Source organism: Bacillus infantis NRRL B-14911, from assembly GCF_000473245.1.
GTDB classification, from domain to species: Bacteria; Bacillota; Bacilli; order Bacillales; family Cytobacillaceae; genus Bacillus_AB; species Bacillus_AB infantis.
In genome coordinates, this window is record NC_022524.1 from 4501612 (window position 1) to 4524403 (window position 22792).

18 protein-coding genes are annotated in these 22792 nt (G+C 49.5%); 3 read left to right on the top strand and 15 right to left on the bottom strand.

The window, feature by feature from the left end:
- Positions 1-148 precede the first annotated feature (148 nt).
- From glpX to N288_RS22205, 5 genes are all read right to left on the bottom strand, one after another.
- Positions 149-1111 carry a class II fructose-bisphosphatase gene (gene glpX / locus N288_RS22185; protein ID WP_009792599.1) on the bottom strand — a complete coding sequence of 321 codons (963 nt, stop codon included), beginning with the start codon at positions 1109-1111 and terminating at the stop codon, positions 149-151.
- Between the two features lie 37 nt (positions 1112-1148).
- A complete protein-coding gene (locus N288_RS22190) occupies positions 1149-2435 on the bottom strand; it encodes a UDP-N-acetylglucosamine 1-carboxyvinyltransferase (protein ID WP_009792598.1) in 1287 nt (428 codons plus the stop codon).
- 319 nt (positions 2436-2754) lie between these two features.
- Entirely contained in the window at positions 2755-3402 is a 648-nt protein-coding gene (fsa, locus tag N288_RS22195; protein WP_009792597.1) for a fructose-6-phosphate aldolase, read from the bottom strand.
- Positions 3403-3512: 110 nt separating this feature from the next.
- The gene (locus N288_RS22200; protein ID WP_009792596.1) at positions 3513-4370 is read right to left on the bottom strand and encodes a class II fructose-bisphosphate aldolase; all 858 of its coding nucleotides are present in this window, start codon (positions 4368-4370) and stop codon (positions 3513-3515) included.
- 300 nt (positions 4371-4670) lie between these two features.
- A complete protein-coding gene (locus N288_RS22205) occupies positions 4671-5045 on the bottom strand; it encodes a response regulator (RefSeq protein ID WP_009792595.1) in 375 nt (124 codons plus the stop codon).
- Between the two features lie 442 nt (positions 5046-5487).
- Here N288_RS22205 and N288_RS22215 point away from each other — a divergent pair, with 442 nt between their 5' ends.
- Positions 5488-6018, top strand: a complete 531-nt coding sequence (locus N288_RS22215; protein WP_022544506.1) for a DUF2529 domain-containing protein — start codon at positions 5488-5490, stop codon at positions 6016-6018.
- 264 nt (positions 6019-6282) lie between these two features.
- On the opposite strand, the gene N288_RS22220 is transcribed toward N288_RS22215, so the two are convergent.
- From N288_RS22220 to N288_RS22265, 10 genes are all read right to left on the bottom strand, one after another.
- The gene (locus tag N288_RS22220) at positions 6283-7890 is read right to left on the bottom strand and encodes a CTP synthase (RefSeq protein WP_009792592.1); all 1608 of its coding nucleotides are present in this window, start codon (positions 7888-7890) and stop codon (positions 6283-6285) included.
- Positions 7891-8111: 221 nt separating this feature from the next.
- Positions 8112-8678, bottom strand: coding sequence for a DNA-directed RNA polymerase subunit delta (gene rpoE, locus N288_RS22225; protein WP_009792590.1), 567 nt, complete (start codon positions 8676-8678; stop codon positions 8112-8114).
- A gap of 349 nt (positions 8679-9027) precedes the next feature.
- Positions 9028-9207, bottom strand: a complete 180-nt coding sequence (locus N288_RS22230) for a hypothetical protein (protein WP_224948820.1) — start codon at positions 9205-9207, stop codon at positions 9028-9030.
- Between the two features lie 169 nt (positions 9208-9376).
- Positions 9377-12643 (bottom strand): fused isobutyryl-CoA mutase/GTPase IcmF, encoded by a 3267-nt coding sequence (icmF, locus tag N288_RS22235; protein ID WP_009792588.1) that lies wholly within the window; start codon positions 12641-12643, stop codon positions 9377-9379.
- Complete coding sequence (locus N288_RS22240) at positions 12640-13317, bottom strand: TetR/AcrR family transcriptional regulator (RefSeq protein WP_009792587.1); 678 nt, start codon at positions 13315-13317, stop codon at positions 12640-12642. Before N288_RS22240 ends, icmF begins: the two co-directional genes overlap by 4 nt.
- A gap of 122 nt (positions 13318-13439) precedes the next feature.
- A complete protein-coding gene (locus N288_RS22245) occupies positions 13440-14579 on the bottom strand; it encodes an acyl-CoA dehydrogenase (RefSeq protein WP_009792586.1) in 1140 nt (379 codons plus the stop codon).
- 42 nt (positions 14580-14621) lie between these two features.
- The gene (locus tag N288_RS22250) at positions 14622-15752 is read right to left on the bottom strand and encodes an acyl-CoA dehydrogenase (RefSeq protein ID WP_009792585.1); all 1131 of its coding nucleotides are present in this window, start codon (positions 15750-15752) and stop codon (positions 14622-14624) included.
- A gap of 38 nt (positions 15753-15790) precedes the next feature.
- Positions 15791-16642, bottom strand: a complete 852-nt coding sequence (locus N288_RS22255; RefSeq protein ID WP_009792584.1) for a 3-hydroxybutyryl-CoA dehydrogenase — start codon at positions 16640-16642, stop codon at positions 15791-15793.
- Positions 16643-16679: 37 nt separating this feature from the next.
- A complete protein-coding gene (locus tag N288_RS22260) occupies positions 16680-17867 on the bottom strand; it encodes an acetyl-CoA C-acetyltransferase (RefSeq protein WP_022544508.1) in 1188 nt (395 codons plus the stop codon).
- 351 nt (positions 17868-18218) lie between these two features.
- Entirely contained in the window at positions 18219-20330 is a 2112-nt protein-coding gene (locus tag N288_RS22265; protein ID WP_009792581.1) for a (Fe-S)-binding protein, read from the bottom strand.
- 275 nt (positions 20331-20605) lie between these two features.
- Here N288_RS22265 and cls point away from each other — a divergent pair, with 275 nt between their 5' ends.
- Positions 20606-21745 carry a cardiolipin synthase gene (cls, locus tag N288_RS22270; RefSeq protein ID WP_009792579.1) on the top strand — a complete coding sequence of 380 codons (1140 nt, stop codon included), beginning with the start codon at positions 20606-20608 and terminating at the stop codon, positions 21743-21745.
- A gap of 63 nt (positions 21746-21808) precedes the next feature.
- Positions 21809-22765, top strand: a complete 957-nt coding sequence (gene uvsE / locus N288_RS22275; protein WP_022544510.1) for a UV DNA damage repair endonuclease UvsE — start codon at positions 21809-21811, stop codon at positions 22763-22765.
- Positions 22766-22792: the final 27 nt, after the last annotated feature.

A 22792-nucleotide genomic window follows, 5' to 3' on the forward strand; every position in this document is an offset into this window, starting at 1 on the left:
TTTCATAGATTGCCTTGTGTCGGGGGAATATATAAAGGGACCGGCTTCAGCCGGCAAGCCAGGTCCCCTCTCTTATTTCATTTTTTCTGCAGGCCGATTCCGATTCCCTTCAGTGAAAGGGTTTGCACCGGCATGCAAAAAAAAATCTTTATTTCATGACAAGGTGCGGCTTCTTCTTCAGGCTGTGACGCCCGTCGATGAAGCGGACCGTGCCTGATTTGGCGCGCATGACAAGTGAATGTGTAGAACCGTAAGAGCCCTTGAACTGGACCCCTCTCAGCAGCTCGCCGTCTGTGACGCCTGTTGCTGCAAAGATGGCATCATCACCTTTGACAAGGTCTTCCATGCGAAGAATCTTTCCAAGGTCAAGGCCCATGCTTTGGCATCTTTCAACTTCAGCATCGCTGTGCGGAACCAGCTTGCCCTGGATTTCGCCGCCCAGGCATTTCAGCGCAACTGCAGCGAGCACCCCTTCCGGCGCACCTCCGGATCCGAACAGAATATCTACACCTGTATGGTCAAAAGCGGTATTGATGGCACCTGCAACATCGCCATCATTGATCAGCTTGATCCTTGCCCCTGCTTCACGCAGCTGGCTGATGATATGCTGATGACGCTCCCGGTTCAGCACGGTTGCCACGACATCTTCAATATCTTTGTTCTTGGCCCTGGCGACAGCCCTCAAGTTATCGATAACAGAAGCATTGATATCAATTTCACCGACCGCTTCGGGACCGACTGCAATCTTATCCATATACATATCAGGTGCATGAAGAAGATTGCCATGATCAGCGACAGCCAGGACAGCAAGCGCGTTCCAGCCTCCGGAGGCAACGATATTGGTGCCTTCGAGCGGATCTACCGCTACATCGACGCGGGGGCCATAGCCTGTCCCAAGCTTTTCTCCGATATAAAGCATTGGCGCCTCATCCATTTCCCCTTCCCCGATTACAACAGTACCCTTCATTGGCACCGTGTCGAACACATCCCTCATGGCAGAGGTAGCAGCATCATCAGCTTCATCCTTTACGCCTCTTCCCATCCAGCGGGCTGAAGCAAGTGCTGCTGCTTCTGTAACACGGATAAGCTCCATCGATAAACTTCTTTCCATTCTGTTTTCCTCCCCGGGTTGTTTTCTCTATCTGTCTTCAGGCGTTTTTCATCTGCTCCATTTCTTCCTTGGTCAGATTCTCGCGCCAGATGGTCGCACCCAGCCCATTAAGTTTTTCAACAAGATGGCTGTAGCCGCGGTCTATATGCTCAAGTCCTGTCACTTCCGTTATACCTTCGGCTTTCAGCCCGGCAATGACGAGGGCGGCTCCCGCTCTGAGATCGCTCGCCTTCACCTTGGCCCCCTGCAGACGGATCGGGCCATTGATGATCGCTGAACGGCCTTCGACTTTAATGCTGGCATTCATTCTCCTCAGCTCATCAATATGCTTGAAGCGGGCACCGTAGATGGTGTCCGTCACCATGCTTGTCCCTTCGGCCCCTGTCAGCAAAGACGTGAAAGGCTGCTGGAGATCGGTCGGGAATCCCGGATACACAAGCGTTTTAATATCAACGGCCTTCATTTTTTCAGCTGGACTGACAAAAATCTGGTCATCTCCCGCCTCTATGTTCACGCCCATTTCACGCAGCTTGGCAATCAGTGATTCCAAATGCTGGGGAATGACATTATCGATCAGGATCCCTTCACCCGCAGCAGCACCGAGGATCAGATATGTCCCTGCTTCAATCCGGTCCGGAATGATGGTGTGGCGGCAGCCATGCAGCTGGTCCACCCCTTCAATTCTGATGACATCTGTACCCGCTCCCTTGATTTTCGCACCCATATTGGTGAGGAGCGTTGCCACATCGATGATTTCCGGCTCTTTCGCCGCATTTTCAATAATCGTCTTCCCTTTGGCCCTGACCGCAGCCAGCATAATATTGATCGTGGCACCGACACTGACGACATCCAGGTAGATTCTTGCACCTTTCAGCTCGTCTGCGCGGAGATAAATGGCACCCTGCTCATTTGTCACGCTGGCACCGAGCGCTTCAAAGCCTTTAATATGCTGGTCGATCGGACGCGGTCCCAGATGGCATCCGCCAGGCAGGCCGATCACCGCTTTTTTAAAGCGTCCGAGCATCGCCCCCATCAAATAATAAGAGGCACGCAGCTTTTTAACTTTTCCATTGGGCAAGGGCATGGAAATCATCGAAGAAGGATCAACGGTCATATCGTTATCAGCAAAATCGACACTTCCGCCAATTTCCTCCAAAAGCCCTTTCAGTATTTGAACGTCAGAAATATCCGGCAAACCTTCAATTGTTACGGGGGAATCTGCGAGAATCGTAGCAGGGATCAATGCTACCGCACTGTTCTTGGCTCCGCTGATTCTAACAGTTCCTTTTAATGGGTAGCCGCCCGCAATCATAAGCTTTTCCATTTTCGACTTCCTTTCCTGCCCTTAAGTGCCTTTGCAAATCTCTGAACATTGATTGCCAGCCTGCCGCTGCAGGCGAAAGTATAGCACCGTTGGACTTTTCATTCTCAGTATGGGATAGCTTGTCCATTATATCAAAAGCTACCGTATAGGGATAATTTTCCATGAGCAAAAGACGAATTCCGACATTATCCTCACCATCTAGTTTACACGAAAATTTAAACTTCATGTATGAGAATTGAAAAAAGTTAAATTTTTGAAGTATGCACTTACATTTCCGCCTATTCAGATAATTCCCGGCGCAGCAGTGCTCTCTTCGGGGTTATTCAGAACGCTTGTCCCAATCAGCCAAAAATGCTTCAATCCCTTTGTCAGTCAGAGGGTGATTAAACATTTGATTGATGACCTTAAGCGGGACGGTGGCAATATGGGCGCCTCTCAAGGCTGAATCTGTGACATGCTGCGGATGGCGGACTGAAGCTGCAATGATTTCTGTCTCGATTCCGTGGATATCAAAGATTTCCCTGATGGAAGTTACAAGGTCAAGACCATTATGGCCAATATCATCAAGCCGGCCAAGGAATGGAGAAACATAGGAAGCACCGGCCCTTGCTGCAAGCAAAGCCTGATTGGCGCTGAAAATGAGGGTTACATTCGTTTTGATCCCTTCTTTTGAAAAAGCATGGACAGCCTTCAGTCCATCCGGTGTCATTGGGACCTTTATGGTGATATTAGGGGCGATTGCCGCCAGTTCCTTCCCTTCTTTGATCATGCCTTCTGCATCAAGTGCGATGACCTCTGCGCTGACAGAGCCGGGTACAAGCTCGGCAATTTCCTTCAGCCTGTCATGGAATGAAATATTTTTTTCTTTTGCCACTAAAGAAGGATTGGTCGTTACTCCTGCCAGTATTCCCAGAGCATGGGCCTCTTTAATCTCTTCCAGGTTTGCCGTATCAATAAAAAATTTCATTTCGCTTCCCCCTAAGATTATTCGACTTATTTTTTAAAATCGACATAAATGAATTGAAACCGCCTTTCAGAAAGGCGGTTTCAAGTCTATTTTAACATACTGGATCTGTATTAAGCTTTGTTAGAAGAACCGAATTCGCGCATTTTGCCGATTACTGTTTCTTTAATCGCTTCACGTGCAGGTCCTAAGTATTTGCGCGGATCGTACACTTCTGTGTCAGCCGCCAATACTTCGCGCACGCGCTTCGCGGAAGCAATCTGGTTCTCAGTGTTTACGTTGATTTTCGCTGTTCCAAGGGAAACAGCTTTCTGGATGTCTTTAGTAGGAATGCCTGTACCGCCATGAAGGACTAAAGGCATGCCTGTAAGCTTTCCGATCTCTTCCATTTCAACAAAGCCAAGGTTTGGCTCGCCTTTGTAAGGACCGTGAACAGAGCCAAGTGCAGGAGCAAGGCAGTCAATGCCAGTCCGCTTGACAAGCTCGTCACATTCTTTAGCATCAGCATAGATGACGCCGTCAGCTACTACATCGTCTTCCTGCCCGCCGACAGTTCCAAGCTCGGCTTCAACAGAAACACCTTTTGAGTGTGCATATTCTACCACTTTAGAAGTGATTTCCACGTTTTCCTCGAAAGGACCGTGTGAAGCATCGATCATGACAGACGTGAAGCCTGCATCGATTGCTTCTTTACATTTATCGAAGCTTGAACCGTGGTCAAGGTGGATGGCAACAGGAACAGTGATCTTATAGTCCTCAAGAAGCCCTTCTACCATTTTCACAGTTGTCTTGAAGCCGCCCATATAACGAGCTGCACCTTCGGAAACACCAAGGATAACAGGTGATTTCTCTTCTTCTGCAGCCTGAAGGATCGCTTGAGTGAACTCAAGGTTATTTAAATTAAATTGACCTACAGCATAGCCTTCTGATTTAGCTTTGTTCAGCATATCAGTCATGGAAACTAAAGGCATATTTCTTCCTCCTTATTAATGATTGCATCGTTCTTTACAGGGATTCACATAAAGTTTTTCCCAGCATGCCCATGAATATGTACCCTATCTTGCAATAGGCAAAACGGACGCAATCCTTTGGAATTCATTTGTATCATACCAAAAGAGAATCAGAAATTCCATTAATCCAGCGCTATTTTTCGCTGCAGGACAGAATATTTTAAAGCAAACGCTATCATTTTAAATATTCATTTTTTTGGACCGGACCAGCATATTTTTTTAACCAGCTGGCATTTAATATTAGAATTTATCCAGACTCTCCTAAAATGAATTCGTGATAGGGACATACTTTTTGACAGCAGCCCTGATGTCATCAATATCAAATGGCTTGGCAAAATGGGTCAAAGCCCCCAGGTCCTTTGCCTCCTGGATCATGTCGAGCTCACCATAGGCAGTCATGATGATCACACGGATATCCTGGTCGATGACTTTCATTCTCTTCAGGATTTCAATGCCGTCCATGCCGGGAATTTTCATATCGAGCAGGACAAGATCCGGAGAATGTTTTGTAACGATTTCGAGGGCCTGGACGCCATTTGCAGCCTGATAGGTGTCATAGCCTTCCTTTTGCAGCACTTCATTCAATAGAATGCGGATGCCGAACTGATCGTCTACTATTAATATTTTCCCTTTCATACAGCCACCTCTTCCCTAAAATAGTTACATCTGATGCTGATAGACAGAAAGCGGAATTCTTATGTCCTGCCGGGCTTAGATAACCCTTCTATATTTTTGACAGCACATAAGAATTCCCGCTTTCCCGATAAGATAAGAAGCTCACTGCTGACACTTGCCGCTTCCCGCACGGAAGCTATGCAGACTGCTGTTATGCGGGATTCCAGCGCCAGTGAAATCAAACTCCTGCTTTTTTAAAAGTGACCATTGGTCATAGAAAATATATCCACTTCTCAACATTCTCCCTTTCCCGTCTGAATTCCTGCTTCTTTTTGTTCGATTCTGCCGAATATTTTACCTTTAGCTTTCATTTCACTATAATAAGACCACAAATAGTGTTCATGATCCTGCCGGGTTTATGACCTGCAGATTGATTATTGCACCAATTAGGAGGAAGTTCACATTGCTAAAAATGTTTTCAACCCAGCTGACGGGAATCTTCAAGAAGCTGATGGAAAAAGAAGAATTCAGCATTGAGGACGCAGCCCGGCTGCTGGCCCAGGCCCCTGCAGGCGAAGGCAGGATCCAGATTTATGCCACCCGCGAAATGAAGGCTGCTGCCCTGGAGGCCACGGAAGGAGCAGAACCGCTCGCATCCGCTGCCCATTGGACTGATGCTCATTCAGAAAATGATATCGCTGATACAGACCGCTTTCTGATCATCTCCCGCCACTCTAATGATGGACAGGCAGTCGCCCTGGCAAAAGCACTTTCTGAAAAAATGATTCCGTTTACCGCCATTTCCACTGCTGTAGAAGGAGAAGGCCCTTCCCTCGCTGAGCTTGCGGATGTCCATATCGACCTGAAATTAACAAAGGGACTGCTTCCCGATGAAGAAGGAAACCGCTTCGGCTACCCCTCTGCCATCGCTGCACTCTTTGTGTACCATGGTCTGAAGTTCACGATTGATGAGATATTGAGTGAGTATGAATAGCAGAACAGATGACTCCAAGTACAGTTTTCTGCCTCTAATGGGGCTGTTGATTTCCGTTCCAGGCACTTCGCTTTCCGCGGGGCGACGCTGAGCCTCCTCACGCTTACGCGCTGCGGGGTCTCAGCATTGCCGCTGCAATCCCGCAGGAGTCTTCGTGCCTTCCACTGCAATCAACAGGGTTTCTTACACTCTTTGGGCATCTTGCAGTTATTCACCCAGTTAAAAAACTAAGCCCCCTCAAATCCAGAGGGGGCTTTTGTATACTTAGTTATTTTCCTGATGCTTCAAGGATGCGCCGACGAAGTCGCGGAACAGCGGCTGCGGGCGGTTTGGCCTTGAGATGAATTCAGGGTGGAACTGGGAAGCGACAAACCAAGGGTGATCCTTCACTTCAATGATCTCAACAAGACGGCCGTCCGGGCTTGTACCAGAGAAGACAAATCCTTTCTCCTCCATTGCCTGGCGGTAATGGTTGTTGAACTCATAGCGATGGCGGTGGCGCTCATAAACAACCTCATCCTGGTAAGCAGCATATGCATTTGTTTCTTCATTCAGCTTGCATGCCTGCAGGCCAAGGCGGAGCGTCCCTCCGAGATCTTCAATGTCCTTCTGCTCAGGCAGCAGGTCAATGATCGGATGCGGTGTAGAAGGATCAATTTCCGCTGAATGCGCTCCTTCCAATGAAAGGACATTGCGGGCAAATTCAATGGAAGCAAGCTGCATGCCAAGGCAGATGCCAAGGAATGGGCGCTTCTGCTCGCGCGCATACTGGATGGCAAGGATCTTTCCATCAATGCCGCGGTCGCCGAATCCGCCCGGAACAAGGATTCCGTCAGCATCCTGAAGAAGCTCCTCCACGTTTCCTTCTGTTACTTCTTCTGAATTGACCCATTTGATTTCAATATCAGAATCAAAAGAATAGCCGGCATGCTTCAATGCTTCCACAACAGAAATATAGGCATCCTGCAGCTCAACATACTTTCCGACAAGGGCAATCTTCGTTGTCTTGGACAGATTGCGGACCTTGTTCAGAAGCTCTGTCCATTCAGCCATATCTGCCTGTCCGCAATCCAGCTTCAAGTGATCACAAACGATCTGGTCAAAATTCTGCTCCTGCAGGGCAAGTGGGACTGCGTATAATGTATCGGCATCACGGCACTCGATAACAGCCTTCGGATCAAGGTCACAGAACAGACCGATTTTATCCTTCATATCCTGGGAAACCGGCATCTCAGTACGAACAACAATGACATTTGGCTGGATCCCGAGGCTTCGCAGTTCTTTTACGCTGTGCTGTGTCGGCTTTGTTTTCATTTCGCCTGCAGCTTTGATGTAAGGAATCAAGGTACAGTGGATATACATAACGTTGTCGCGGCCGATATCACTCTTGATCTGGCGGATCGCCTCAAGGAATGGCAGGGATTCGATATCCCCTACTGTACCGCCGATTTCTGTGATGACGACATCGGCATTGGTCTCATGACCTGCACGCATAACTCTTTCTTTGATTTCATTGGTAATATGCGGGATAACCTGGACTGTTCCGCCCAGATAGTCGCCGCGGCGCTCTTTTTTCAGGACAGTGGAATAGATTTTTCCAGTTGTCACATTATTGAACTTAGTCAGATTGATATCGATAAAGCGCTCATAGTGGCCAAGATCCAAATCCGTTTCGGCGCCATCGCCTGTAACGAAAACTTCACCGTGCTGGTATGGGCTCATGGTTCCCGGGTCAACGTTGATATAGGGGTCAAACTTCTGAATGGTGACATTCAAGCCTCTGTTTTTCAGCAAGCGGCCCAAAGACGCAGCGGTGATCCCTTTTCCCAATGACGACACAACGCCGCCTGTTACAAAAATATACTTTGTCATGTTATTTCCCCCTCATATTCAGTTTGTGCATTTTCTGCATCCTTTAGGTAAGGCTTTTCCTAAAAAAAATTTGCTGTTCCTGGTTGTAGCCAAGAACAGCTAAAAATAAAAAGCGCTCCCTACCAAACAGTAAGGGAGCGCTATTGCATATACATTCATATGGTCCTTTTTTAAGGAGCCCAAAAATGATTCTACAAGCCTGGCTTGGAAAAGTCAAGCGATTATAGATCTTCTTCGTCTTCGTCGAGGTCCTCGTCTTCTTCATCAAGGTCTTCGTCTTCTTCGATATCATCTTCAAGAAGTTCATCATCATCTTCGAAGTCGTCGTCTGAGTCCTCATCGAGATCGTCTTCGAGTAGATCGTCGTCATCCTCGTCCAGATCATCATCGTCATCAAGGTCATCGTATTCGATGTCTTCCTCGTCGAGCTCATCATACTCGTCCAGATCAAGATCGATGTCTTCAGCCTTCGCCGCTTTCTTGGCCTTTTTCTTCTTCGGCTTCGCTGCTGTCATTGTATCTTCTTCCATTGTATCAACAGGGTACCAGCTGCGAAGGCCCCAGCGGTTTTCTCCCATTGCAATGAAGCGGCCGTCAAGGTTCAGGTCAGTATAGAACTGGGCGATCCTTGAGCGGATTTCCTCATCTGATACTTCAAGACGCGTTTTATATTCGTTCATAATGTCGGTAAAAGAAACCTGCTGCTTTGTGCCTTTAAGCAGTTCGTAGGCAATATCGATAAAGGACATTTCCTGCAGCTCTTCTTTTGTGAATTGGTCTAGACTCACTATACGCACTTCCTTTCCCTATATAACACTCGCTATCGGAGCGCAAATACTGTTAAAAACACCGGGGCTTCCCGGATATGCATTGCTTTTAAAAAGGCATAGGATTCAGCCGCTCCAAAAGCATCCCTAGATGAATAAAAGGCATAAGAATGCCTTTTGCAAGCTGGATAGACAGCTTATGTAAAATACATATTCTTCATTATAAACAAATTGCTGGTGTTTATGCTAGTTCTATCTCCAGTTTCCTTGCATTTTTGCTGTGAGACAAACTTTTGGAAGGCTTGCTGCTGCAGGTCTCCCGGATGGGTTCCTTCTTTTGCACGGGAAGAGCTTCTATCCGGGGACCCTTTCAGGTCTTTTTCCTCTTCCCCGGCCCCCTGCCTTTTCTTCCGGAGAGCTGGCCCATGGCCAGGTACAGAAAGTAGATGGACAGCAAAAAGAAAGCGACCGCACCAAGCTGCCTCTGGTATAAGAAGTAGAAGGCCGCTATCGCAGCAGCAAAAGCGCCTATTGAAAATATCTGTCTCAATCCGTTCACATCCTGCATATCAATATCACTTAGGACTGCATTCCCTTTCATTATAGCGGAGAAAAGCCTTTTATCCTAAACACATTATGATGTTTTCCAGAAAAATATATCCTTTTTCCGAATACAAGACAGAGCCATGGGCTGTCTTTGGCCCCTGGCTCTATCCTTGCTACATATTGCGGCGGTATTGTCCGCCCACCTCATACAGCGCCCTCGTGATCTGTCCGAGGCTTGCATACTTGACGGTTTCCATAAGCTCGGCAAAGATATTGCCGTCTGTCACCGCTGCTTCTTTCAGGCGGGACAGGGCTTCACCTGCATGATCCTTGTTCCGTTCCTGGAAGCTCCTGAGATTCCTGATTTGTGTTTCTTTTTCTTCCTTCGTCGCCCTTGCGATTTCCATGCTGTCCATCTGCTCTTCTGACGGAGGATTTGGATTCAGATATGTGTTCACGCCGATGATCGGGAGCTCACCGGTATGCTTCTTCATTTCATAATACATAGATTCATCCTGGATCTTGCCCCGCTGGTACTGCATTTCCATGGCACCGAGCACGCCGCCCCTGTCGTTGATCCGTTCGAACTCCTGCAGGACCGCTTCTTCCACCAGGTCTGTCAGTTCATCGATGATGAAGGCCCCCTGCAGAGGATTTTCATTCTTTGTAAGGCCATGTTCTTTTGTAATAATCATCTGGATGGCCATCGCCCGGCGGACAGATTCCTCCGTAGGCGTGGTGATTGCTTCATCATAGGCATTCGTGTGCAGGGAGTTGCAGTTATCATGGAGAGCCATTAATGCCTGCAGTGTTGTCCGGATGTCATTGAAATCAATTTCCTGGGCATGGAGTGAGCGCCCTGAAGTCTGGATATGGTACTTCAGCTTCTGGCTCCGCTCATTGGCTCCGTATTTATCCCTCATTACAGTTGCCCAGATGCGGCGGGCCACCCTGCCGATGACGGTGTATTCCGGATCGAGCCCATTTGAGAAAAAGAAGGAAAGATTCGGCGCAAAATCATCGATCTTCATGCCTCTGCTCAAATAGTACTCAACATAAGTGAAGCCGTTCGCCAGCGTAAAGGCCAGCTGTGACAGCGGGTTTGCCCCTGCCTCGGCGATATGGTAGCCGGAAATGGAGACAGAATAATAGTTGCGGACCTTTTTATCGATAAAATACTGTTGGATATCACCCATCATTCTGAGGGCAAATTCTGTTGAGAAGATGCAAGTATTCTGTCCCTGGTCTTCCTTCAGGATATCCGCCTGGACGGTACCGCGCACCGTCTGCAGAGTCGCCGCCCTTACTTCTTCATGCTCCGCTTCGTTAAGCTTTCTGCCAAGCTCTCCTTCTTTCTTTTCCACCTGCTGCTCGACCGCCGTGTTCATGAACATAGCCAGAATGATCGGTGCCGGTCCGTTAATGGTCATTGAAACAGATGTGGACGGATGGCAAAGGTCAAAGCCGGCATATAATTTTTTCATATCATCAAGCGTACAGATGCTGACACCGCTCTCCCCAACCTTGCCGTAAATATCCGGGCGGTAGTCCGGATCCTCGCCGTATAAGGTGACGGAATCAAACGCTGTGCTCAGGCGCTTTGCCGCATCGTCCTTTGATAGGTAATGGAAGCGGCGGTTCGTCCGTTCCGGTGTCCCTTCCCCGGCGAACTGGCGCTTCGGATCCTCTCCCTCCCGCTTGAACGGGAAGACGCCTGCGGTATATGGGAAGGCACCCGGCACATTCTCTCTGTAAACCCAGCGGATGATTTCGCCGTAGTCCCTGTATTTCGGGAGCGCGACCTTAGGGATCTGCAGGCCTGAAAGGCTCTTTGTCTTCAGGATGGTAATGATTTCCTTATCGCGGATCCTTGTTGTGAACTGCTCCCCGGAGTATTTCTCCTTGAGGTTTTTCCAGCCTTCCAGGATCTTTTTTGATTCGGCTGTCAGCTTTTCTTTTGTTTCCGCAGCCAGGTCCTCTAAGGAAACCAGAGTCTCTTCGCTTCCGCCTGACTCTTTTACGGCCTGGATTGCTCCTTCAAGCTGGAACAGCTTCCTGGCAAGGGCTGCCTGGTCTTCCGCTTTTTTATGGTAATTGCGGACCGTTTCAGATACTTCGCGCAAATAATAGCGCTGTTCATTCGGAATGATGACATTCTGCTTTTCGACCACTTCATTTTTGGAAAAAGAAGTGCTCCAGCCGAGGCCCGCTTTTTCATTCATTTTTTCGACCAGCGCGGCAAATAAAGCATTGGTGCCCGGATCATTGAACTGGCTGGCGATCGTGCCGTAGACCGGCATCTCTTCCAGCTCTTTCTCAAACAGCATATGGTTGCGCTGATATTGCTTCTGCACCTGGCGGCGGGCATCCTCTGAGCCCTTGCGCTCGAATTTATTGATGACGATCAGGTCAGCGTAATCGAGCATATCAATTTTTTCAAGCTGGGAAGGCGCCCCGAATTCACTTGTCATCACATACATGGACAGATCGCAGATTTCCGCGATTTCAGCATCACCCTGCCCAATCCCGCTCGTTTCGACGACAACCAGGTCAAAGCCGGCAGCCTTTACGACAGAGATGGCATCCTTGATGGCCAGCGACAGTTCGCTCTTGGACTTCCGTGTCGCAAGGCTCCGCATATAGACGCGCGGCGAAAAGATGCTATTCATGCGGATCCGGTCGCCAAGCAGCGCTCCGCCTGTTTTCTGCTTTGTCGGATCGACAGAAAGGATGGCTACTTTCTTTTCAGGGATTTCATTGATGAAGCGGCGGATCAGCTCATCCGTCAATGAGCTCTTTCCTGCTCCGCCAGTCCCGGTGATTCCGATAACCGGTGCTGTTTTTTCCAGTGTCTTGATTCTTTCCATGAGCGATTCTGCCGCAGCTGCCGCTTCTTTTTCAAGCCCGACGCCATGCTCGGCAAGCGTGATCAGCCTGGCGATGCTGTTCACTTCGCCTGCTTCAAGCTTTTCAAGCTCTGCTGCACTCTCCACTGAAACGGTCGGATAGTCGCACTCAGCGAGCATTTCATTGATCATGCCCTGCAGACCCTTCTGGCGGCCGTCTTCCGGCGAGAAGATACGGGCAATCCCGTATTCATGAAGCTCTTTTATTTCGCGCGGGATGATGACGCCTCCACCTCCGCCGTAGATGCGGATATGAGAAGCTCCCCTTTCCTTCAGCAAATCGTACATGTATTTAAAATATTCAACATGGCCTCCCTGATAGGAGGAAATCGCGATTCCCTGGACATCCTCCTGGATCGCCGCATTCACGACCTCTTCCACTGACCGGTTATGGCCAAGATGGATGACCTCTGCCCCGCTCGCCTGGATGATCCTTCTCATAATATTGATGGAAGCGTCATGCCCGTCAAAAAGGCTTGAAGCGGTAACGAATCGCAAGTGATGCTTCGGCCTGTAAATTTCTGCTGTACTCATTCGTCTGACTCCCCCTGTTCCTGGATTTTACTGCCGGCAGGCACTTTTGCCTGATCATGCTTTATCCCTTGAATCAGAAGCTCTGTCTGCAGTTCAATATATTCATCAAGACTGTACACCCTCTGCAGCGCCCAGCGGCGGAATCCCCACATCTGGCCCTGCACGAAAATATTATGGGCGATCATCTTGACCTCTTTTTCCGTCAAATGGAGTTCCCCGTTGTCCACACATCGCTGAATGACATCTTCAAACATGGAGACCATTTCAATTTCTTTTCTCAGCACATATGGAAGGGCATCCTTTGACAGGGATTTTGCTTCCTGGTACATGACCAGGACTTCATCCTGCATATCATCCACAACCCGGAAATAGTAGGCGATCCCGAGCTTCAGGCTATCGAGCGTCCCCCTGTTGGCATCAAGGGCCTCCTGCAGCCTGTCGCGGACCGAATCATAGATGCTGTCACAGACAAGGTACAGCACATCCTCCTTTGTGCGGATGTACTCATAGAGCGTTCCGATGCTGAATCCGGAGGCCTTTGCAATCTCCCTTGTCGTGGTGCGGTGAAAGCCTTTTTGCTTAAAAAGATTCACCGCTCCCTTGATCATTTCGTCCCGCCGCTTTTTCACCAGCTTTTCATCTTTTACAGAAGCATGGACTTCCCGTTTTTTCATAAATTTGCACTGCCCTCCTCTGGCCGCTCTTTATGAGGCAAAAGTGGACCTTTCCCTACTGGTGGCTGTTTTCGCGGAGGTTGTTTATTTTAAATTAGGAAAGAGCCCTATCCTCTTATGTTCTATTTGGTTATCATCCTGGAAATGACAAGGCGCTGGATTTCCTGAGTGCCTTCATAGATCTGCGTAATCTTGGCGTCACGCATATATCGTTCGACCGGATAGTCCTTGGTGTAGCCATAGCCGCCGAAGACCTGTACGGCCTCAGTTGTCACTTTCATTGCCGCATCGCCTGCAAACAGTTTGGACATGGCCGATTCCTTGCCGTACGGCAGACCTTCCGACTCAAGCCATGCAGCCTGATAAGTCAGGAGCCTTGCTGCCTCTACACTTGTCGCCATATCGGCCAGCTTGAAGCCGATTCCCTGCTGAAGGGCGATCGGCTTGCCGAACTGCTCCCGCTCTTTCGCATAATCGACCGCAGCGTCCAATGCCCCCTGGGCAATGCCGACTGCCTGGGCTGCAATGCCGTTCCTTCCGCCATCAAGAGTCATCATGGCGATTTTAAAGCCTTCTCCTTCTTTGCCGAGCATATTTTTCTTTGGCACACGGCAGTCTTCAAAGATGATTTCGGTTGTCGGCGAAGATCTGATGCCCAGTTTCTTTTCCTTTTTGCCGACAGAGAATCCAGGAAAATCACTTTCAATGATGAAGGCTGTGGTGCCTTTCTGCCTGCTCTCCGGATCTGTCAGGGCAAATACGACATAGATGTCGGCGATTCCGCCGTTTGTGATAAAAATCTTTGAACCGTTCAGCACATAATGGTCACCGTCAAGGCGGGCCGTCGTCCTCATGCCGCCTGCATCCGAGCCGCTGCCCGGCTCTGTCAGGCCGTATGCACCGATCTTTTCACCCTGCGCCATCGGCTTCAAGTATTTCTGCTTCTGTTCTTCACTGCCGAACTTATAGATTGGCCAGCCTGCAAGCGATGTATGGGCAGACAAAGTCACCCCTGTGGATGCACAAACCCTTGAAAGCTCCTCGACTGCAATGCAGTATGCCAGATAGTCGCTTCCAATTCCGCCGTACTCTTCAGGCCAAGGGATTCCTGTCAGCCCGAGTTCGGCCATCTTATCGAAGATTTCACGGTCAAAGCGCTCTTCCTCATCGCGCTCTGCCGCGCTCGGCGCCACTTCATTCTTTGCGTAATCGCGGACCATTTTCCTGATCATTTCATGTTCTTCCGTCAGTCGGAAATTCATCGTATTTTCCCCCGTCCATTTCAATATTGGCTTGCCTCTTACTTACAGGTTTTTGCTGATGACAATTCTCTGAATCTCGCTTGTGCCTTCATAGATTTCGGTTATTTTACTGTCGCGGAAATACCGCTCGACAGGGTAATCTTCTGTATATCCATAGCCGCCGAACACCTGGACAGCTTCTATGCTCGTTTCCACTGCTGTTTTCGAGGCAAAAAGCTTTGCCATGCTGGCCTGCATCCCGCAGCGCTCGCCATTCTGGCGCATCATCGCTGCCTGGTAGACCAGCAGTCTTGAGGCTTCTACATTTGTGGCCATATCAGCCAGCTTGAAGCCGATGCCCTGCTGATGGCTGATCGGCTTCCCGAATTGGCTTCGTTCCTTCGAGTAGGCAACCGCTGCTTCCAATGCCGCCTCCGCGATGCCGAGGGCCTGGGCTGCAATGCCGATGCGCCCCGCGTCCAGATTGGCCATGGCAATTTTGAAGCCTTCCCCTTCAGCACCAAGGAGATTTTCTGCCGGAACCCTCATATCCTCAAAGTTGAGCTGAACCGTCCGGGAACCGTGAAGCCCCATCTTCTCCTCGTCCTTGCCGATCACAAGGCCGGATGTCCCTTTTCCAACAATGAAGGCAGAAACGCCCTTTGTCCCAAGCTCAGGGCTTGTGGATGCGAAGACGATATACACATCCGCTTCGCCGCCGTTTGTAATGAATACCTTCGAGCCGTTGAGGATGTATTCATCCCCGTTTCGGACCGCCTTTGTTTTCAAACTGCCTGCATCAGAGCCTGCCCCGGCCTCTGTCAGGCAGAATGCGCCGAGATATTCTCCCGCAGCAAGTTTCGGTACATACTTCTGCTTCTGCTCCTCCGTCCCGAAATACAGGATCGGGTTGGTGCCGACCGATGTATGGACAGACAGGATGACTCCGACGGTTGCGGATACCTTTGACAGCTCATTGATGGCAATGATATAGGAGGTGAAGTCCATTTCTGCCCCGCCATATTTTTCGGGCACGGGAATTCCCATCAGCCCGAGTCCGCCCATCTTTTTCAATATGTCACGGGGAAACTCCCCTTGCTCCATTTTTTCAATGAATGGCGCAATTTCGCTCTGGGCGAAGTCACGGACCATTTTCCTCATCATTTCCTGTTCTTCTGTAAACCGTAAATTCATGGCTAATCCCTCCTGGTGTCCATTCTGGGCTTTCCAGTTCAGCTGTACTGATAAAAGCCGCGGCCGGACTTCTTCCCGAGCCAGCCAGCCTTCACATATTTGCGGAGCAGCGGGCATGGGCGGTACTTATCATCGCCAAACCCTTCATGAAGCGTTTCCATAATGTAAAGGCACGTATCTAGACCAATGAAATCCGCCAATGTGAGCGGCCCCATTGGATGGTTCATGCCAAGCTTCATGACTTCATCGATTGCTTCCTTTTCTGCAACACCTTCATAGAGGGTATAGATGGCCTCATTGATCATCGGCATCAGGATGCGGTTTGAGACAAATCCCGGAAAATCATTTACCTCGACCGGCACCTTGCCGAGCTTATGAGTCATTTCCTCGATCGCTGTGTATACCTCATCGGCTGTAGCAAGCCCGCGGATGATTTCAACCAGTTTCATAACCGGGACCGGATTCATGAAATGCATCCCGATTACCTTTTCCGGACGCTTTGTCGCGGCAGCAATTTCCGTAATTGGCAGGGAAGATGTATTGCTTGCCAGGATTGCATGATCCGGGGCAATCCCATCAAGCCGTTTGAAGATATCGGCTTTAATTTCAATATTTTCTACGGCAGCCTCGATTACCAGGTCCACCCTGCCGGAGTCTTCCAGATTGTCAGAAGGCTGCAGGCGGCGGAGCACCTCTTCCATCTCCGCCTCTGTCATGCGCTCCTTGGATACCTGACGGGACAGGTTCTTCTTGATCACACCAAGCCCCCGGTCAATATATTCAGCCTTCAAATCATTCAGCAGCACTTCATATCCTGCCTGTGCACATACCTGTGCGATTCCAGAGCCCATCTGCCCTGCACCGATGACCATTACTTTTTTCACTTCCACGGTTACTCCTCCATTTCTCTTCCAGTCTTCTAATCTATTATTTCGCCGGAACTTCAATCATGATGGCATCTCCCTGGCCGCCGCCGCTGCAGATTGCCGCGATGCCGACTCCTCCGCCCCTGCGCTTCAGCTCATAAATCAGCGTCAGGATAATCCTCGCGCCGCTTGCCCCTATCGGATGTCCGATGGCAACGGCCCCGCCGTTCACATTCACTTTATTTTCATCCAGATTGGCAATCTTTCCGCTCGTCAGGGCAACTGCAGCGAATGCTTCGTTTATTTCAAACAGGTCAATATCATCGAGGGACTTGCCTGTTTTTTTCAAAAGCTCGTTGATGACAAGTCCTGGTGTTTTCGGAAAATCCTTTGCTTCAACAGCGATTGCCGTGTGGGCCAGGATATATGCCTGAACTTCCTTGCCTTCCCGTTCAGCCCGCTCCTCACTCATCAGTACAAGTGCGGCTGCGCCGTCATTCACTCCCGGTGCGTTACCGGCAGTGATCGTTCCATCCCCATTGAATACAGGGGCAAGCTTTGCCAGCTTTTCAATGGAAGTATCCTTGCGCGGTGCTTCATCCTGCTTTACGACAAGCGGATCGCCTTTGCGCTGCGGCACCTCTACTGCCACAATTTCTTCAGCCAGCCTGCCGCTTTCGATCGCTTCGACAGCCCGCTGGTGGCTTCTGTATGCCCAATGGTCCTGTTCCTCCCGCGATATTTCCATTTCCTTTGCCGTTGAATTTCCGTAAGTCCCCATATGGACGCCTGTAAAACTGCAGCTGAGGCCGTCATGAATCATCAGGTCCTTCACAGTCGAATCGCCCATCCGCAGGCCCCATCTGGCTTTAGGCAAAAGATATGGCGCATTGCTCATCGATTCCATCCCGCCGGCCACAATCACTTCTTCATCACCGGCCCTGATGATCTGGTCGCCAAGCGTCACACTCCTCATTCCTGAGGCGCAGACTTTGTTGATCGTTTCTGTTTTAACTTCCCATGGAAGACCGGCTTTATTGCCTGCCTGCCGGGAAGGTATCTGGCCCTGGCCTCCCTGAAGGACCGATCCGAGAATCAGCTCCCCAACCTCTTCAGGACGGACATCGGCACGCTTCAATGCTTCCTTGACGGCTGCAGCTCCCAAATCAGAGGCAGTCAGGCTGCTTAATGCCCCTCCCATTTTTCCAAAAGGTGTCCGTGCTCCGCTAATAATGACTGTTCTTCCCATCTGTATCCTCTCCTCAAGGCAAATTGGTCTTTAATTTGCTGGGCAAATTTGATTTTAATTTGTGGGCAATTTTTGATTGCCAGGTGAATTTGGTGTTCTGTTTTGACTGAACGCTCGCTCGAAATGAAACCAAAGCCTGCTGAACTCAGCCTGTCTTCCAAGTCTTATACAGAATAAGGACAAAAAGGAGACCATTCGAAAAGGTTCTCCATCTTTGTAAGCGCTTTATTTATATTTCCATCTTACTTCATCCGCAGCGAAAATAAAAATATTTTCCTGAAGATTCTTAATAATCACGGCATTATTTTTCTAAGAAAGGCCCGGTGCGCCAGGCCTTTCTCAAGTTTCTGCTCAGGATACAAGAGTCTGCGGCTCGCCGATCACGGCTTTTTCAAGCAGCTCTGCCACATCATAGGTTTGGACTGTTTCTTCCGCTTCTTTAGCCTTCGTGCCATCTGACAGCATGGTCAGGCAGTACGGGCAGCCGGAAGAAATGACTGAAGGATTGACAGCCAGTGCCTGCTCTGTGCGGGCAACGTTGACGCGGTGTCCTGTTTCTTCTTCCATCCACATAAGTCCGCCGCCGGCTCCACAGCACATGCCTGTCTCCCGGTTTCTTTCCATCTCCACCAGCTTCACGCCAGGAATGGACTTAAGGATTTCGCGCGGCGGATCATACACCTCGTTATAGCGGCCGAGGTAACAGGAATCATGGAAGGTGATCGTTTCATTCACATCAAATTGCGGCTTCAGCCTGCCCTCTTTCACCAGCTCGGCAAGCAGCTCTGTATGGTGATATACCTCTGCCTCAAGCCCGAAATCCGGATACTCGTTTTTGAAAATGTTATAGGCATGAGGGTCGATCGTTACAATTTTTTTAACTTCATTTTTCTCGAATTCCTCAATGTTCTTTGTGGCAAGCTCCTGGAACAGGAATTCATTGCCGAGGCGCCTTGGCGTATCTCCGGAGTTTTTCTCCTTATTGCCAAGGATCGCAAATTTCACACCGGCTTCATTAAGGAGCCTTGCAAATGATAAAGCGATTTTCTGGCTCCGGTTATCATAGGAACCCATACTGCCGACCCAGAAGAGATATTCGAATTCTTCGCCGGATTTCTTCATTTCCTTCACAGTCGGGACGGATACATCTTCCCTTGCCTCGCGCCAGTCCTCGCGCTCTTTCCGGTTCAAGCCCCATGGATTGCCCTGGCGTTCAATATTGGTCATCGCACGCTGTGCATCCGCATCCATTTTTCCTTCTGTGAGAACAAGATAACGACGCAGGTCGATGATTTTGTCCACATGCTCATTCATGACCGGACATTGGTCTTCACAGTTCCGGCAAGTCGTACAGGCCCAGATTTCTTCTTCTGTAATGACATCGCCGATCAGGCTTGGGCTGTATGCAAGGCCGGCTGCCGCTTCTTCGGCACCTTTCCCTGCAGCTGCCAGTGCAAGCTGGTTGCCTTTCGTATTAGAGAAAGCAAAGGTCGGAACCCATGGCTGCCTTGATGTTACGGCGGCCCCATGGTTTGTCAGATGGTCGCGCAGCTTCAGAATCAAATCCATTGGCGACAGCATCTTGCCTGTACCTGTCGCAGGGCACATATTCGTACAGCGGCCGCATTCCACACATGCGTAGAAGTCGATCATCTGCAGCTGGTTGAAATCCTCGATTTTGCCGACTCCGAATGATTCCTGTGACTCATCTTCAAAGTCGATTTTCTTCAGCTTCCCGGCATTCTCGGTCCGGTCAAAGTACACATTTGCAGGCCCGGCAATCAAATGAGCGTGCTTGGACTGCGGTACATAGACCAGGAAAGCGAGGAGGAACAGCAGGTGGATCCACCAGGAAATATAGAAGATGACGATGCTGGCTGTCTCCCCGATCCCTGAAAATGCCCCGGCTATCAGCGAAGCAACCGGCTCTGTCCATGTCCCCTCATGGCCGTGCCAGATCATGCTCATACCGTTTCCAAGGAGAACGGACAGCATCAGTCCGCCGATGAAGATGAGAACAAGCCCTGCCTTGAAGTTGCGCTTCAGACGGACAAGCTTCTCCACATAGCGGCGGTGGAAAGCCCAGAGAACGGCGACAAGAATCATCAGCGTCACAATTTCCTGGAAGAAAGTGAACCCGGGATACAGCGGCCCAAGCGGCAGATGCGCCCCAGGCTTAATTCCTTTGATGATAAAATCGATCGCCCCGAATTGGACAAGGATGAATCCATAGAAGAACATAACGTGGATGGCCCCGCTCTTCTTGTCCTTCAGGAGTTTTTTCTGGCCAAAGACATTCACCCATATTTTCCCCAGGCGTTCTTTGACGTTTTTATCAAACTCCGCTTTCTTGCCGAGCTTAATATATTCAATTCTGGTTTTAACCACATAGACAAACAGGCTGACTGCGTAAGCGGTTACAAGCAGGAACGCAATTAAGTTGATCCATAGTAATCCATTCATGGCTGATAATCTCCTTTCGTCCTTTTTCCACCAGAAAATTTACAACCAACCAAATTTTCTGAAAAGATTCTTAGTACCATTATATAATGAATGAGCATTCAGTCAATAACTTTTTCTGCATTTTCCCACTTTTCCCAGTCTGCTCTCCTATTTCATAGAAACCGCCTTCAAAGGGGATGCTATCAGGAAAAGATCCGAGGGGGACATGCGACTTGAAAACTGCCATTATCATACTAGCCATAGGATTGGCGCTGCTGCTTTGGGTGTCATGCGATATGGCGCTCGGCCGGCGGAAGCAGCTGTCAAAGGTCCAGAGAAAAAACTATCCGGTCAGGCAGAGCAGGATCGATTTGATCACGGCCGGCCCGGACTTATTCGAGAAGCTGTTCCTTGATATCAAACATGCTAAAAAGCATATCCATATTTTATTTTATATTGTAAAAAATGATAAAATCTCAGGCGAGTTCCTTTCCCTTCTGAAGAAAAAGGCCGAGGAAGGCGTCGAGGTCCGGCTGCTGCTTGATTGGGTAGGCAGCCTGCGTGTAAAAAGGAAGCTGATCACCGGCCTGAAGGAAGCCGGGGTCCGTTTTGCTTTCTGTCATGTACCGAAGCTCCCCTACCTGTTCTATTCCTCCCAATCGAGGAACCACCGGAAAATAACCGTCATTGATGGGAGTATCGGCTATTTGGGCGGGTATAACATTGGCAAGGAATACGTCAACCTGGATTCGAAGCTGTGTCCATGGCGGGATTATCACCTCAGGATGACAGGAGAAGGCGTCAATGATCTTCAAAGCGAATTTCTTTGTGATTGGCGGGATGCATCCGGAACAGACCTGCTCAGGGATGCGGCCTATTTTCCAAGACTTCCACAGGAAGGCCTCCGGCACCAGCATATCCCATCAGAGGCCGGCTATCTGGAAGAAACCTTCCTCGCCATTATCCGGAATTCCAGGAGGAAGATCATCATCGGCACTCCGTACTTCATCCCGAGCCCCGCTCTTTTCCAGGAGCTGCGGCGGGCATTGGACAGAGGCGTAAGGCTGAGCATTATCGTCCCTTCAAAAACAGACCATCCCCTTGTAAAGGAAGCTTCCTATCCTTATCTCAGGGTGCTGCTGAAGGAAGGGGCACGGATCTACCAATACATGAACGGCTTCTACCACGCGAAGATCCTTCTTTCGGATGATACAGTATGCGATATCGGGACGGCCAATTTTGATAAAAGAAGCTTGTATTTAAACCATGAACTCAACTGTTATATATATGACAAAGCATTCATCCAGAAAGCTGAGAAAGTCCTTGAGCAGGATATGAAGGACTCAAAACTGCTTATGCTCAAAAATATTTCGGGCTTTAATGCAATCCGGTGGCTGCGGGAAGGAGTGGCGAAATCTGTTTCGTACTTTCTCTGAGGGCTAACGCCTCTCCTCCCTCCAGTGGTGCCGGACCCAGGCCATTTTTTTAAAGGAGTAATTATGAAAATACGATTCGGCTATGTGTCCCAGGCGGTAAGCCTATGGGAGGCATCCCCTGCGAGAACACTGACATTTACGAGATACAAGCAGATGACAAAGGAAGAAGGCATGCAGAAGCTGCTGGCTGCAACTGCAGAGAATCTGCGGAGCACGAGAAGGATGCTTTATTATAACCTCGCCCACGATATAGAATTGTACCGGTTCTCTAGCTCTATCGCCCCCCTTGCCACCCATCCGGAGGTCATGTGGGATTTTGTCGCCCCCTTCCGCGATGAATGGCAGGAGCTCGGCAGACTGGTAAAGGACAATGGCCTGCGGGTCAGCTTCCATCCGAACCAGTTCACCCTTTTTACCTCTCCCCGCAGCGAAGTCACAGCAAATGCGGTAATTGATATGGAATACCATTACCGCATGCTCGAGGCAATGGGACTTGAAAACCAGGCGCTGATCAATATCCATATCGGCGGAGCCTATGGCGATAAAGAGACATCCATTGAACGTTTTTACCAGAACTTGAAGACCCTTCCTGCACATATAAAAGCGGTTATGACCCTTGAAAATGACGATAAAACCTATAACGCCGAAGAAACGCTCGCCGCCTGCCAGCGGGAGCAGATACCGCTGATCTTCGATTATCACCATCATATGGCGAACTTGAGCGAAAGGCCGCTTGAGGATATGCTCCCGGATATTTTCCGGACCTGGGATCATTTCGGCATGAAGCCGAAGATCCATGTGTCTTCTCCTAAATCGGAAAAAGCCTTCAGGTCGCATGCTGACTATGTGGACGCCGAATTCCTGAAGCCTCTGCTGGATCACCTTCATGCGATCGGCGAGGATGTGGATTTTATGATAGAAGCAAAGATGAAGGACAAAGCTTTATTGAAGCTTGTTGAGGATATCAGCCGGATCCGCGGCGTGAAGCGGATCAGCGGCGGGGCGGTTGAGTGGAAATAGGTTTTTAGGATACACGAGGTGGGGTTT

Coding starts and splice junctions, on each gene's coding strand:
- icmF (WP_009792588.1), bottom strand. CDS start 12,643: ATGAGTACAGCAGAAATTTACAGGCCGAAGCATCACTTGCGATTCGTT.
- N288_RS22260 (WP_022544508.1), bottom strand. CDS start 17,867: ATGGGAAGAACAGTCATTATTAGCGGAGCACGGACACCTTTTGGAAAA.
- uvsE (WP_022544510.1), top strand. CDS start 21,809: ATGAAAATACGATTCGGCTATGTGTCCCAGGCGGTAAGCCTATGGGAG.
- cls (WP_009792579.1), top strand. CDS start 20,606: ATGGCGCTCGGCCGGCGGAAGCAGCTGTCAAAGGTCCAGAGAAAAAAC.
- N288_RS22245 (WP_009792586.1), bottom strand. CDS start 14,579: ATGAATTTCCGACTGACGGAAGAACATGAAATGATCAGGAAAATGGTC.
- N288_RS22220 (WP_009792592.1), bottom strand. CDS start 7,890: ATGACAAAGTATATTTTTGTAACAGGCGGCGTTGTGTCGTCATTGGGA.
- glpX (WP_009792599.1), bottom strand. CDS start 1,111: ATGGAAAGAAGTTTATCGATGGAGCTTATCCGTGTTACAGAAGCAGCA.
- N288_RS22190 (WP_009792598.1), bottom strand. CDS start 2,435: ATGGAAAAGCTTATGATTGCGGGCGGCTACCCATTAAAAGGAACTGTT.
- N288_RS22265 (WP_009792581.1), bottom strand. CDS start 20,330: ATGAATGGATTACTATGGATCAACTTAATTGCGTTCCTGCTTGTAACC.
- fsa (WP_009792597.1), bottom strand. CDS start 3,402: ATGAAATTTTTTATTGATACGGCAAACCTGGAAGAGATTAAAGAGGCC.
- N288_RS22205 (WP_009792595.1), bottom strand. CDS start 5,045: ATGAAAGGGAAAATATTAATAGTAGACGATCAGTTCGGCATCCGCATT.
- N288_RS22200 (WP_009792596.1), bottom strand. CDS start 4,370: ATGCCTTTAGTTTCCATGACTGATATGCTGAACAAAGCTAAATCAGAA.
- N288_RS22250 (WP_009792585.1), bottom strand. CDS start 15,752: ATGAATTTACGGTTTACAGAAGAACAGGAAATGATGAGGAAAATGGTC.
- N288_RS22240 (WP_009792587.1), bottom strand. CDS start 13,317: ATGAAAAAACGGGAAGTCCATGCTTCTGTAAAAGATGAAAAGCTGGTG.